Here is a 13,204-nt window from a genome sequence, read left to right as displayed (position 1 = left end):
GATTGCATTATATTACGCATTGTGCATTAAAAAGCACAAACGTCAGGAGGACCAATGCCCGTCACTTATCGCCGCGAAGGCCCCGTCGCCTATGTCGAACTCGATAACCCCCCAGTGAATGCCATTGGTTTGGACATCAGGCAAGGGTTGATGGACGCGCTGGACTGGATCGCTGGGAAACCTCATCTGGACCGGGTCATCCTGAGCGGTAAGGGGCGTGCCTTTGCCGCCGGGGCTGATGCGCGTGAATTTGACGCCCCGCCCGTCGCACCACATTTGCCCGATGTGATCCGCCGCATGGAGCAAAGTGATGTCCCATGGATCGCCGCCGTGGATGGCGTGGCGCTTGGGGGCGGGTGCGAGCTGGTCCTGGGCTGTCAGTATCGCATCGCCGCGCCGGGCGCGTTGATCGGAATGCCAGAAGTGACCCTGGGCGTGATCCCCGGCGCAGGCGGAACCCAGCGATTGCCAAGGTTGGTCGGGCTGGAAGACGCGTTGCAGATGATTTCAACTGGCAAACCAGTCAAAGCCGCGCAGGCCCTCGAACTCGGGTTGATCCAAGACGTTGCGGATGACGTGATCTTTGCCGCCCAAGAGGTGAACGCCGAATTGTTGACCACCCTGCCCGCCTTGGCAGATTTGCCCGGGCCGGAGGCCAATGAAGGGGCTGTTTCTGCAGCGCGCGCAACGGCGGACCAGAAAACCGCCAGCCAGATCGCGCCTCAGTGTGCCATCGATCTGGTCGCTCAAAGCAGTTCGGTCGATTTCGAAGACGCGATGCAACAGGAACGCGCGACGTTTCTCGCGCTTCGCCAGGGCGATCAGGCCCGCGCCTTGCGCCATGTGTTTTTTGCCGAACGTGCGGCCAAGGCTCCGGGCTGGTTGCGCGATGCGGCTGCCCCCGATCCAACCCATGTGGCCGTTGTTGGCGGTGGCACGATGGGCGCGGGCATCGCCTATGCGTTGCTGAATGCCGGGCTGCGCGTGACCGTTCTGGAAACCAGCGCCGAGGGCGTGGCCCGCGCGCAGGACAATGTGGAAAAGATCATCTCGGCAAGCCTGAAACGCGGTTTGATCAACGAAGCCAAGGCACAGGACCGGCGCGCCCATTTGGTGTGCACGCATGACTACACTCTGGCAGCGGATGCAGAGCTGGCCATCGAAGCGGCCTTTGAAAGCATGGCTGTGAAGAAAGAGATTTTCACGAAATTGCAGGCGGTGATGGCGCCCGACGCGGTGCTGGCCACCAACACATCTTATCTGGATGTGGACGAGATCGCGGCGGTTCTGAATGATCCAACACGCATGGTCGGGCTGCATTTCTTTGCCCCGGCCCATATTATGAAACTGCTCGAAATTGTGCGCGGACAGGCCACATCAGACCGCGCGCTGGCGCTGGGGTTTGCGCTGGCCAAACGGCTGCGCAAGGTGCCGGTACTGGCCGGGGTCTGCGACGGGTTTATCGGCAACCGCATTCTGGCCCGTTATCGCGAGGCGGCGGATTCGCTGTTGCTGGAGGGGGCCTTGCCGCATCAGGTGGACGCCGCAATGCGGGGTTTTGGCTATGCGATGGGTCCGTATGAGGCGCAGGATTTGTCCGGGCTGGACATCGCCTTTGCCAATCGCCGCCGTCAGGATGCCTCGCGCGATCCGGCGCAGCACTATGTTGCGATTGCCGACCATCTGGTTGATGCGGGCCGGCTGGGGCGCAAGACCGGGGCGGGGTGGTATGATTATACCGATCGGCAAGCTGTGGATTCTGAGGTGACGCGCATTATTGAAACAGAGTCAGCAACGGCTGGTGTCACACGACGGGCTTTAGAAGAGGGCGAAATCGCCCATACGCTGGTGCTGGCGATGATCAACGAGGCCGCAAATATCCTGCAGGAAGGCATCGCCCAATCCGCGCGTGATATCGATCTGGTTACGGTGTTTGGCTATGGCTTCCCGCGGTGGCGCGGCGGGTTGCTGCACTATGCCGATACGCAGGGCGCACAAGCTATGCAGGAGGGCCTTGAGGCGCTGGCCCAGCATGATCCGCTGGTCTGGGAGCCCAGCCCGCTGATCCGCACCTGCGCAACACAAGGCGCGCGCATCGCCGGTTTTTCCCACGATTGAGGGGGGGCCGTCCGACCCGCAGGGTTGGGCCGCTCCGACCGCCCCTTCAATGGGGGCGTCGGAGCGGCTAGCCCAAATAGTCGCGCAATACCGGTGGTGGATTGTCCAACAAATCCGCTGTCGCTTGCGGCGTATGCGCCTGTCCTTCGGCCACCAGAATGGTGTGCGGCGCAACGCGGCGCGCGTCGTTGGGATCATGGCTGACCATCAACATGGTGGCCCCGGTCCCGTCCAGCAACTCAGCCACCAGATCCAGCATTTCCACCTTGAGCGCCGGTCCCAGCGCGGCAAAAGGTTCATCCAGCAATACCAGCGGCCGATCCTGCACCAAAACCCGCGCCAGCGCGACGCGGCTTTGTTGTCCGCCGGACAAGGCACCTGGTTTGCGATCTTCAAAACCGCCCAAACCGACCTGATCCAACGCGCGCGTGACCTGAGCTTGTTGGTCCGCGTTCAGGCGCAGATCAGGGCGCAGCCCCAGCCCGACATTCTGTGCCGCGCTCATATGCGGGAACAGGTTATTGTCCTGAAACAGCATCGCAATTGGCCGCGCTCCGGGCGCGTCCCCGGTGATGTCCCGCCCGTCCCACAACACGCGCCCTGCAACCGGAGCCAGAAACCCGGCGATCACCGACAACAAGGTGGACTTGCCCGCCCCGGATGGCCCTACCACAGCCACCCGCGCGCCGTCGTTGATCTCAAAACGCGCGTTCAGGCGAAACGCGTCCTGCACGATCTCTATACCGTCAAGCCTCAGCATGTCCGCGCCCCCCTTTGTCCATCAGCCAGAACAGTCCAAAACTCAGCACCAGTAATAACACCGCCGCACCGGCGGCGGCCTGCAGTTGATACGCCCCCATCAGCCGGTACATCTGCAATGGCAATGTCGCATGTTCGGGATCAGCAAACAGCGCGATGACCCCCAGATCTCCCATCGACATGGCCGCCGTCAAACCACAGGCAAACCCCAACGTGCCCCGAATGCGTGGGATCAGAACCAGACGCAACCACGTGATGCCGCTCAGGTTCAGTGTCGCACTCAGCTGGCCATAGCTTTGAACCGTGTCGCGCACCGCAGGCACCATGATACGCAATGCAAAAGGCAGCGCCATGATGGCGTTCACCACCGCCGTCACCGGAAATGCAAACGCAAACGGATCGGCGATTGGGTGGATCACGATAAACAGCCCGGTGCCAATCACCAGCGGAGAGGCGGCAATGCCCAAAAGCCCCGCCGCTTCCAATCGTCCGCGCCCGGCGGCGGCGGCAACGGCCATCGGCAGCGCAAAGACCAGCATCAATACGGTTGAGACCAACGCCACAATCAGCGAAACACCCGCCGCGCGCCAGACAGTTACGGGAAGCTGCGGCAGACCCGGCAGGCCTTTGGCCAGCACCAGCCCAATCGGCAGGACCAGAAACAATGCGGCCAGCATGATACAAGCTGCATCGGTCACCCTGAGCGCACGGGATTGCGCATCCCAGCGCTGCAATTGGCGGTCCATGCCCGCGCCAAAACTGTCCCGCCCGGACAGGCGCAGCGCCAGCAAAGCGGCTGTGCCCACCAACAGGATTTGCACACATGACAAAAGCGCCGCCCGGCCCAGATCGAAATCAAACCGAAACGCCTGATAGATAGCCAGTTCCACGGTGGTGGCTTTGGGCCCGCCGCCAAGTGTCAGCGCCACGGCAAAGCTGGACAGGCAGATGGCAAAAATCACCGCCGCCGCTCCGGGCAGCACACGGCGCAGCATCGGACGCTCCAGCACACGCCAGATGTCACGCGGGCCAAAGCCCAGTTGCGCCGCCAGCCGGAACCGTTCTGCCGGAATGTCCTGCCAGCCCTGCAGGATCAGCCGCGAGGCCAGTGGCAGATTGAAAAACACATGCGCCAGCACCACACCGTGAAAGCCATAGACCTGCATTTCGGGCAGCCCAAGCCAGCGCAGCGCGACATTCAGCACGCCACTGCGCCCGAACACCGCCAACAATCCCATGACGGCCACGATCACCGGCAAAATAAACGGCGCACCCAGCAGCGTGATCAGGATGCGCCGCCCAAAAAAACGACGCCGCGCCAGCGCGCGGGCCACCGGGACAGCCAGCGCAACGCTGATCGCGGCAGAGATCACGGCCTGCAAAATGGTAAACCGGATGGCCGCCCATTCAGACGGGCCAAGCCCACGTCCGGCCTCGGCCCGCAAAGTGACGGCCAAAAGCGTGCCCAGCACAATGGCGGCGACCAAAGCCGCCGCAACCATGCCGGGCCAGCGTTTTATTGCGACAGCGCGGTAAGCCATTCGGCCAGTGCTTCTTCGCGCAGCGCGGGCACCTTGTCGGACGCCACCAAAAGACCCTTGTCGGGCACAACCAATGTCTCAAACCCTTTGGGCAGGCCGTCGGCTGGTGTGACCGCCGGGTACATCCAGTTGGTTGTCGGGATGATCGACTGGAACGCGTCAGAGACCATGAATGCAAGGAACTGATCCGCCAGTGCATCCTGATCGGTCGATTTCAGCTTTCCGGCCACTTCGATCTGCATATAGTGACCTTCGCTGAATTTGACCGCATCCTTGGAGGCGTCTTCTTCGGCGATCAGGTGGTAGGCCGGTGAAGTTGTGTAGCTGAGCACCATGTCAGCTTCGCCTTCGATGAACATGCCATAGGATTCCGACCAGCCTTTGGTCACGGTCACGATATTGTCGGCCAGCCCTTCCCAGACGCTCTGAGCTTCGTCGCCATAGGCGGTTTTGACCCACATCAGCAGGCCCAGACCCGGTGTCGACGACCGGGGATCCTGAATGACGATTTTCAGATCAGACGCGCCCAGCGCTTTGAAATCGGTTGGAGCGTCAAGGTCAGCATTTTTGACAAACGCAAAGATACCCCAGTCAAACGGCACAAACTGAGCGTCGTTCCAACCCAATGGAAAGGCATAGTTTGCCGAAACCGCGTGATCGGCAAACAGCCCGGTTTCGCGGGCGGCGGCGGTCAGGTTGGTGTCCAGCCCCAGCACGATGTCGGCATCCGTGCGTGCGCCTTCCAGCTTGACACGGGCCAACAGCGCCGCGCCATCGTCAGCGCCTACAAATTTCAGATCACAGGCGCAGGTTTCTTCAAATGCCTTTTCCACAGCCGGACCGGGACCCCAGTCAGACACAAAGCTGTCATAGGTGTAAACAGTAAGAACTGGAGTGTCAGCCACAGCAGTGGTGGCAGCAAACAGTCCCGCGGCAATGCTCAGATACTTCATGGTATCCTCCTTATTGCGACGGGCGGAGCAAGTAGGAGCATGTCCATACCTTCCCTCCGCCGGTCTTAACCGGTTCAGGTTCTACGGGTTCGCATCATGCTATCTCAGCTCTGTCCACATGACAGAGCACCCCGAGGTAAGGCGGGTTTTATGCGGGCAAGGCCAAGCTGGCAAGGGGAATCGGCGAAGGCCGGGTCAGGTGTTGGGGCGGCGCCATTGTCCGGGCATATCGCGCATCGGAGATGGCGCGCGTATGCGGCCCATGGCCTGAAGCGGGCCGGACATCAGTTTGCCCAGCGGCCCATTGCGCATCTGCGCCTTGACCTTTTCGAACTGCATGACGTTTTCAATGCGACGGTCCAGAAAGGCCCAAGTCGCCTCGTGTCCTTCGCTGTCATCGCCCAGCCAATAGAGCACAGTAGCACCGTACACACCGCTGAGCGTCGCGCGTTTGGTGTACCAGTTCACATCTTCGGATGTGTCGCCAATGGCGGTCCAGATCGCATCTGCCGTGCCCCAGATCAGCTCGGCACCGGTGGGGGCGTATTTTGGCAATGCAAACAGCGTTGATCCGCGGCGCACGACCTCGCGGTCCGGACAAATTTCCAACCGCACGCGCACCGCATGTGTGATTTTCTCGCGGATTTTCATCTCTGACAAATCCTGAGCTGCCAGTTGCGCGCTCATCAGCGAATCGCCCTGTTTGTGAAAGGCCACAGCCAGATCAACAGCACCGCGTGGAAACAGGGCATGCGCCACAACCGGATCAACATCACATTCAGCCACGGCGGCCTCAAATGTCGTTTCAGACCAGCCATCAAAGGGCACATGCAACGCGGCTGCGTCCAGAAGACGGGTTTTCAGATCGTCGCGCGGGGCCTGGCTCATGTGGGAACTCCTTTGTACGGCGCATACTAGACACTTGCACCGGGCTTTGCTATAGCGCGGGTTCCTGCAAATCATTGCAACTCTATCTAGAAAGGTGGTGAAAACCACATGCAGGTTAGTGTTCGTGACAACAATGTCGATCAGGCGCTTCGTGCCCTGAAGAAAAAGCTGCAGCGTGAAGGCGTTTTTCGTGAAATGAAGCTCAAGCAACATTTCGAGAAGCCGTCCGAGAAAAAAGCGCGCGAGAAAGCTGAAGCGATCCGCCGTGCCCGTAAACTGGCGCGTAAGAAAGCACAGCGTGAAGGTTTGCTCTAAGAGCGACTTTTCAGCTTTGGACACATGAATTGACGACCCCCGGTGGCTTTGCCCTCGGGGGTTTGTCATTTTTTACGGCACACAAAAGATTTCGCGCCGGAATTTCAGGCGGACTGCGTATCAGGTGCACGACACCCACTGAAACGCGAACCCATGGCACCCAGATGAAACGTAACATCCAGGCATTTTTGTTTATCGCCATTGTGGGCGGCGTGATTGGCGCGTTGTATGGGTTGTTGATCGACACGCTGCTGGATCGCGGAAATGGCATCGCAGCCATGCCGCGCGGCGCAGTGCGGGGCATCATCGTCGCATCTGCAGTTGCAGGCCTTGAGATGTGGGTCAGCGCTGGTGTCATCGGACAATGGTTGCGCAAGATGGCGTTTGGACCGGCGCTGGCACTCCGCGTGGCGATCACAACGCTGATCCTTTTGACGGTGCTGTCGACCACGCATATCGTGTTCATACGCGACCTCCAGAACTATCTGGTCTGGGTGCAGCGCGGGCTGCCCAACGATTTCATGCTGGCGGCGGCAATGGCCTTTCTGGTGCAGGTCATGTTGGCCACGCGCCGCCTGATCGGCGCCCGAACGCTGACGAATTTCCTGTTGGGGCGCTACAGCCGCCCAACCCATGAAAACCGGATTTTTGTGCTGGCGGATATGGTCGGATCGACCAGCATTGCAGAACAGCTGGGCGACGCAGCCGCGCTGGACATGATCAGCAGTGTGTTTTTGGACATTGACCCGGCCATCCGGCGACATGGTGGCGAAGTGCATTCATATGTTGGCGACGAGGTCGTGATCAGCTGGGCGCAACGGGACCGGCGCGCCAATGCGCGTGTGGTGCGGTGTTTGTCAGACATCACGCGCATCCTCGAAACGCGACGCCCTTATTACATGCAGCGCTTTGGCCATGCCCCGACACTTAGAATTGGCGTGGCGGCTGGTCCTGTGGCGGTTGGGGAATGCGGATGGGAAAAGCGGCAGGTTGTCTATATCGGCGACACCATCAATCGCGCCAAACGTTTGCAGGAAGCTTGCAAACAACACAGCGTCTGTCTTTTGACGGATGAGACGAGCGCCATGCACCTGCCCGTGTCAGGCCCAACCAGCTGGCGCGCCGTGGGGGAAACCACGCTGAGAGGGCGGGCAAACCCATCCTGTCTTGTCACTTTGGAAACATCTGCCGGTGAACACGCTCGTGTGATCTCGGAAAAATCCTTTCACTTGCCACTGCAAATTCTAAATAAAGCGCCTAGGTTACAGCAATTGGAATCAAACTAGGCGCGCATAATGACCGATACCTATACCCCCCCGAAAGTCTGGACATGGGACTCTGAAAGCGGCGGGCAGTTTGCCAGCATCAACCGTCCGATTGCCGGACCAACCCATGACAAAGACCTGCCTGTGGGCGAACACCCCTATCAGCTTTATTCGCTGGCCACGCCCAATGGCGTGAAAGTGACGGTCATGCTGGAAGAGTTGCTAGCAGCGGGCCACAGCGGTGCCGAATATGATGCGTGGCTGATTAAGATTGGTGACGGCGATCAGTTTGGGTCGGGGTTTGTGGATGTGAACCCAAACTCAAAAATTCCCGCCCTGATGGACCGCAGCGGCGACACGCCCACACGGGTGTTTGAATCCGGCGCCATCCTGTTGCATCTGGCCGAAACATTTAACGCGTTTTTGCCAAGCGATGCAGGCAAGCGCACGGAAATGCTCAGCTGGTTGTTCTGGCAGATGGGCAGCGCACCCTATCTTGGGGGCGGGTTTGGTCATTTCTACGCCTATGCGCCGGAAAAGTGGGAATACCCCATCAACCGTTTTGCGATGGAGACCAAGCGACAGCTTGACGTGCTGGACCGGCAATTGGCCGACAACCGGTTCATGGTTGGCGACAATTACACGATTGCTGATATCGCGATCTGGTCATGGTATGGACAGCTGGTTCTGGGACGCCTTTACAGCGCCGCCGAATTCCTTGACGTCGAAAGCTTTAAGAACGTGATGCGGTGGGCCAAAGAGATTGACGCCCGCCCTGCAGTTCAGCGTGGCCGCATGGTCAACCGCGCCTTTGGCGAATTGAACACCCAGTTGCACGAACGTCATTCGGCCAGCGATTTCGACACGCGGACCCAAGACAAGCTGGAACCCGCAGAAGAGGCGTAATCACGCCTCTTGCAACATCATCCGGGCTGCCTTTTCGCCGATCATGATGGTCGGCGAATTGGTGTTCCCGCTGGTGATGGTTGGCATGATTGACGCATCCGCGACGCGCAATCCGCCAATCCCCTTCATCCGCAGCTGCGCATCCAGCGGGGCAGCGTCGTCTGCCCCCATACGGATGGTGCCGACAGGGTGAAAGATCGTTGTGCCAATGTCCCCGGCCGCACGCGCCAGAGCGGCGTCATCCTGTGCCGTGATCCCGGGCTTCATTTCCTCGGGGCTGTAACGCGCCATGGGCGCCTGCGCCATAATTGTGCGGGCCTGTCTGAGAGAGGCCACCGCCACCGCACGATCGCCTTCGGTCGACAGATAATTGGGCACAATCTCAGGCGCATCACCGGGGTTGGGCGACGTGATATGCACATGCCCCCGGCTTTCCGGACGCAGGTTACATACGCTGGCTGTCATCGCCGGGAAATCATGCAGCGGCTGGCCAAACGCCTCAAGCGTCAGGGGCTGGACGTGATATTCAAGGTCAGGCGTTTCCAGATCGGGGCGCGATTTGGTAAAGGCGCCAAGCTGGCTGGGGGACATCGACATCGGACCAGAGCGGGTCATCAGATATTCCAGCCCGATCTTTGCCTTGCCGATCAGCGAGTTTGCCATCGTGTTCAGTGTTTTGGCGCCGTCCAGCTTCCATGCGCAGCGCAATTGCAGATGGTCCTGAAGGTTGGCCCCGATCTGCGGTATCTCGCGGCGCAAATCTACCCCATGCTTTTGCAGAACATCCCCCGGGCCGATGCCCGAAAGCTGCAGGATCTGAGGCGAGTTCACCGCCCCTGCGCTGAGCACCACATCGCCTCCGCATCGCGCCTGTTTCAGCGTGCCGTTCTGGCGGTACGCGACCCCCACCACACGTCCGTCTTCGATCAGCAACCGTTCGGTCAGCGCGTGCACTTCGACCTTGAGTTTGGCGTCTCGCGCAGGGCGTAAAAACGCCTTGGATGTGTTCAGACGCCAGCCGTCCTTTTGGTTGACCTTGAAATAGCCGACACCTTCGTTGGTGCCAGTGTTGAAATCATCGGTGCGCGGAATGCCCGCAGCCTCGGCGGCGGCCATCCAGTGGTCCAGCACGTCCCAATGCAAACGCTGATTGTCTACACGCCATTCACCGCCCGTGCCGTGCATGTCCGATGGGCCGTCCATGTAATCTTCGACATCTTTGAACAGTGGCAACACATCGTCCCACGCCCAGCCGGGATTGCCCATTTGACGCCAGCCATCATAGTCGGCGGCCTGCCCGCGCAGATAAAGCATACCATTGATCGACGAACACCCACCCAGCACCTTGCCACGCGGGTACAACAATGACCGGCCATTCAACCCGGCGTCAGCCGCGGTTTTGTACATCCAGTCGGTGCGCGGATTGCCAATGCAATACAGATATCCCATCGGGATATGGATCCAGTGGTAATTGTCCCGGCCCCCGGCCTCGAGCAACAACACCTTGCGCCCGGCTTTGGCCAAACGGCTGGCCACCACACACCCCGCGCTGCCTGCGCCCACAACAATATGATCCCAATCCATCGTTATTCTCCAACACTCAGACCGGCAGCGCCGTTGTTTTGAAAACCGTGCGCAGGGCAAAAGAGCTTTGCATTTGCGCCACCCCGGGCAAGCGTGCCAGATGCTGACGGTGGATGCGGGCGAAATCTTCGGTGTCTTCGGCAACAACCTTGAGAACGTAATCCGCCGTGCCCGCCATCAGATGGCATTCCAGAACATGCGGCACCCGGGACACGGCCTTTTCAAACGCGTCAAGCACTTCGTCCGCCTGACCAGACAGGGTGATTTCGACAAAAACCGTGGTCGGCAAGTTCATTTTTCGCGGATCAAGCAACGCCACATAGTCGCGCACATAGCCATCTTTTTCTAACCGGTGCACCCGGCGATGACAGGCAGATGCCGACAGATTAACCCGCTCGGCAAGCTCAGCGTTTGAAATGCGTCCTTGCTTTTGAAGGGCTCTGAGAATCCGGTGATCCGTTTGATCAAGAGACATATGTTCGGGGGTCCTTGCAGTTTCGAACACATTATTCGAAGAATCTTCGAAACACCAGTTTTCAAACCGCACAAAAAACAAGCACATTTCGAAACGCGCAGCGCAGACTAAAGGGACATCCGCCAACAGGAGAGCGACATGAAAATCGGCTGCCCCACAGAAATAAAACCACAGGAGTTTCGCGTTGGCATGACCCCCAATGCTGCGCAAGAGGCCGTCGCGCATGGTCACGAAGTGATCATCCAGTCCGGCGCGGGCATAGGGTCCGGGTTTACCGATGAAGATTACATCGCCGCAGGCGCTGCCATCATTGGAACTGCCGAAGAAATTTTTGCCGCCGCTGATATGATCGTTAAGGTCAAAGAGCCTCAGGCCGTCGAGCGTAAAATGCTGCGCGAAGGGCAGCTGCTGTTCACCTACCTGCACCTCGCGCCTGACCCTGACCAGACCCATGACCTTCTGGCGTCGGGCTGTACGGCGATCGCTTATGAAACCGTTACAGACGCGGCGGGCGGGCTGCCGCTGCTGGCGCCTATGTCCGAAGTGGCCGGGCGTCTGGCGCCTCAGGTCGGCGCCTGGACCCTGCAAAAGGCCAATGGCGGCCGCGGCGTTCTGATGGGCGGTGTTCCCGGTGTGGGTCCGGCCAGGGTCATGGTTATTGGTGGCGGTGTCGTGGGCACGCACGCGGCCCGGATTGCGGCAGGCATGGGCGCGGATGTGACCGTGCTGGACCGCTCGTTGCCGCGCATGCGCTATCTCGACGACGTCTTTGGAAACGTGTTCAAGACCGGGTATTCCTCGGCGGGCAACACCGCTGAATTGTTGCAATCCGCTGACATGGTGATCGGTGCGGTTCTGATCCCCGGCGCCGCCGCGCCCAAATTGGTCAGCCGCGCACAATTGTCGACCATGAAACCGGGGGCCGCGCTTGTGGATGTGGCCATCGATCAGGGCGGGTGTTTTGAAACGTCCAAAGCCACCACCCACGGCGATCCGATCTATGACGTGGACGGCATCATGCATTATTGCGTCGCCAACATGCCGGGCGCGGTTGCCCGGACATCGACCATTGCGCTTGGCAATGCCACCCTGCCCTTCTTGCTGGCACTGGCGGACAAGGGCTGGCGTCAGGCGTGCGAGGATGATCCACATTTGCTGAACGGGTTGAATGTACATGCCGGTCAATTGACCTACTATGCGGTGGGCAAAGCGTTGGGCCTTGATGTGCTGTCGCCCAATTTGGCTCTGAAAGCCTGAGCGACAACTCGCCACAACACTCATTTCACCAAGGCCGCTCTTCGGGGCGGCCCTGGCTTTTGTGCTGTTTCACATCAGCCCAAGGGCACAGTTTTCTTTTGCCAAGCTTTGTAGAGTTGCCTAAACCGGACAGAACTACTTCAAGGCGATTGCATTGAAAACTTTGTTCAAATTCCTCGCGCTGGGTTTGTCGGCGTTGGTGCTGGCGGTTGGGTATGGGCTTAGCGCGACCGCGCTATCCCTGCATGTCAGTACGATTACCGCACTCATCGCGGGCGGGCTTGGCATTGTCTTTGTGATCCTGGTCTTCACGTCAAAACGCCCCGTCATCGCGATCACTGTGGGATTTTTGCCCGTGATCGCAGCGCTGTTCTGGTGGAGCGGAGTTGCGCCACGCAATGACCGAAACTGGGCACCAGAGCTGGCCCAAACCGTTCAGACAGACTTTGAAGGGTCGCAGGCAACATTGCACAATGTGCGCGATTTCACATGGATCAGCGAAACCGAATTCGAAGAACGCTGGGTCAGCCGCACATTTGATCTGGACACTTTGGACAGCGTCGACGTTGCGCTCAGCTATTGGGGCATCGACAAAATCGCGCATGTGTTGGTGAGCTTTGGTTTTGCGGACGGCGAGCAGATCGTCTTTTCAGTCGAAATCCGCAAGGAACTGGGCGAGGCGTTTTCAGAACTCGGCGGTCTGTTCAAGCAGTTCGAGCTTTCGCTGATTGCGGCAACCGAACAGGACATCCTGTACCTGCGGACCAATGCCCGCGACCCGCGAGAGGATGTCTATCTTTATCCGCTGAAAGTCGACGCCAAGGCACGGCGCGATCTGTTTATGTCTTATGCACGGTTGGGCAATCAGCTGGCCAAAGAACCACGCTGGTACAACACCATCACGGCCAATTGTTCAACGGCCGTTTATCGATTGGTGCGCAGCTTCAGCCCCGGGCGAAAATTTGATCCGCGGTTTGTGCTGTCGGGGGGATTGCCAGAATACTTCGCCGAGCATGACATGCTGGCCTGGGACGCTCCGCTTGGGGATTTCCGTGCGCGTGCTGCGATCAGCACCAAGGCGCAACAGATCCAGCCCGGTCAATCCTATAGCGAGATTATCCGGGCTGAGTGATTTTCAATCAG

The 13,204-nt window shown here is 59.4% G+C and carries 12 protein-coding genes and 1 riboswitch; of the genes, 6 read left to right on the top strand and 6 right to left on the bottom strand.

Going from position 1 to position 13,204, the window contains the following annotated elements:
* Window positions 1–54 precede the first annotated feature (54 nt).
* A complete protein-coding gene (locus ABJI08_RS15870) occupies window positions 55–2,118 on the top strand; it encodes an FAD-dependent oxidoreductase (RefSeq protein ID WP_348402823.1) in 2,064 nt (687 codons plus the stop codon).
* Window positions 2,119–2,185: 67 nt separating this feature from the next.
* On the opposite strand, the gene thiQ is transcribed toward ABJI08_RS15870, so the two are convergent.
* The 4 genes from thiQ to ABJI08_RS15850 all read right to left on the bottom strand — a co-directional run bounded on the left by thiQ (window position 2,186) and on the right by ABJI08_RS15850 (window position 6,259).
* Window positions 2,186–2,878, bottom strand: a complete 693-nt coding sequence (gene thiQ / locus ABJI08_RS15865; protein ID WP_348402822.1) for a thiamine ABC transporter ATP-binding protein — start codon at window positions 2,876–2,878, stop codon at window positions 2,186–2,188.
* The gene (locus ABJI08_RS15860; RefSeq protein WP_348402821.1) at window positions 2,865–4,418 is read right to left on the bottom strand and encodes a thiamine/thiamine pyrophosphate ABC transporter permease ThiP; all 1,554 of its coding nucleotides are present in this window, start codon (window positions 4,416–4,418) and stop codon (window positions 2,865–2,867) included. Before ABJI08_RS15860 ends, thiQ begins: the two co-directional genes overlap by 14 nt.
* Window positions 4,394–5,371, bottom strand: coding sequence for a thiamine ABC transporter substrate binding subunit (thiB, locus tag ABJI08_RS15855; RefSeq protein WP_348402820.1), 978 nt, complete (start codon window positions 5,369–5,371; stop codon window positions 4,394–4,396). The genes ABJI08_RS15860 and thiB overlap by 25 nt, the downstream gene beginning before the upstream one ends.
* A 34-nt stretch (window positions 5,372–5,405) precedes the next feature.
* Window positions 5,406–5,515, bottom strand: a riboswitch (TPP riboswitch).
* 51 nt (window positions 5,516–5,566) lie between these two features.
* Window positions 5,567–6,259 (bottom strand): COQ9 family protein, encoded by a 693-nt coding sequence (locus tag ABJI08_RS15850; RefSeq protein WP_348402819.1) that lies wholly within the window; start codon window positions 6,257–6,259, stop codon window positions 5,567–5,569.
* Between the two features lie 108 nt (window positions 6,260–6,367).
* On the opposite strand from ABJI08_RS15850, the gene rpsU reads away from it, so the two are divergent.
* From rpsU to yghU, 3 genes are all read left to right on the top strand, one after another.
* Complete coding sequence (gene rpsU, locus ABJI08_RS15845; RefSeq protein ID WP_005614280.1) at window positions 6,368–6,574, top strand: 30S ribosomal protein S21; 207 nt, start codon at window positions 6,368–6,370, stop codon at window positions 6,572–6,574.
* 164 nt (window positions 6,575–6,738) lie between these two features.
* Entirely contained in the window at window positions 6,739–7,860 is a 1,122-nt protein-coding gene (locus ABJI08_RS15840; RefSeq protein WP_348402818.1) for an adenylate/guanylate cyclase domain-containing protein, read from the top strand.
* Between the two features lie 9 nt (window positions 7,861–7,869).
* Window positions 7,870–8,745, top strand: a complete 876-nt coding sequence (gene yghU, locus ABJI08_RS15835; RefSeq protein ID WP_348402817.1) for a glutathione-dependent disulfide-bond oxidoreductase — start codon at window positions 7,870–7,872, stop codon at window positions 8,743–8,745.
* On the opposite strand, the gene ABJI08_RS15830 is transcribed toward yghU, so the two are convergent.
* A complete protein-coding gene (locus ABJI08_RS15830; protein WP_348402816.1) occupies window positions 8,746–10,329 on the bottom strand; it encodes a GMC family oxidoreductase N-terminal domain-containing protein in 1,584 nt (527 codons plus the stop codon). It lies immediately after the preceding gene.
* A 16-nt stretch (window positions 10,330–10,345) separates the two neighbouring features.
* Window positions 10,346–10,804 (bottom strand): Lrp/AsnC family transcriptional regulator, encoded by a 459-nt coding sequence (locus ABJI08_RS15825; RefSeq protein WP_348402815.1) that lies wholly within the window; start codon window positions 10,802–10,804, stop codon window positions 10,346–10,348.
* A gap of 138 nt (window positions 10,805–10,942) precedes the next feature.
* Between ABJI08_RS15825 and ald the strand changes: the two genes are divergently transcribed.
* Window positions 10,943–12,061, top strand: coding sequence for an alanine dehydrogenase (ald, locus tag ABJI08_RS15820; RefSeq protein WP_348402814.1), 1,119 nt, complete (start codon window positions 10,943–10,945; stop codon window positions 12,059–12,061).
* Between the two features lie 154 nt (window positions 12,062–12,215).
* On the top strand, window positions 12,216–13,193 hold the full coding sequence (locus ABJI08_RS15815) for a DUF4105 domain-containing protein (protein ID WP_348402813.1): 978 nt from the start codon (window positions 12,216–12,218) through the stop codon (window positions 13,191–13,193).
* Window positions 13,194–13,204 lie beyond the last annotated feature (11 nt).

Source organism: Shimia sp. (assembly GCF_039969785.1).
Taxonomy (GTDB): domain Bacteria; phylum Pseudomonadota; class Alphaproteobacteria; order Rhodobacterales; family Rhodobacteraceae; genus Shimia.
The sequence above is the reverse complement of the archived record's forward strand: the minus strand, read 5'-3'. Positions and strand labels throughout refer to the sequence as shown.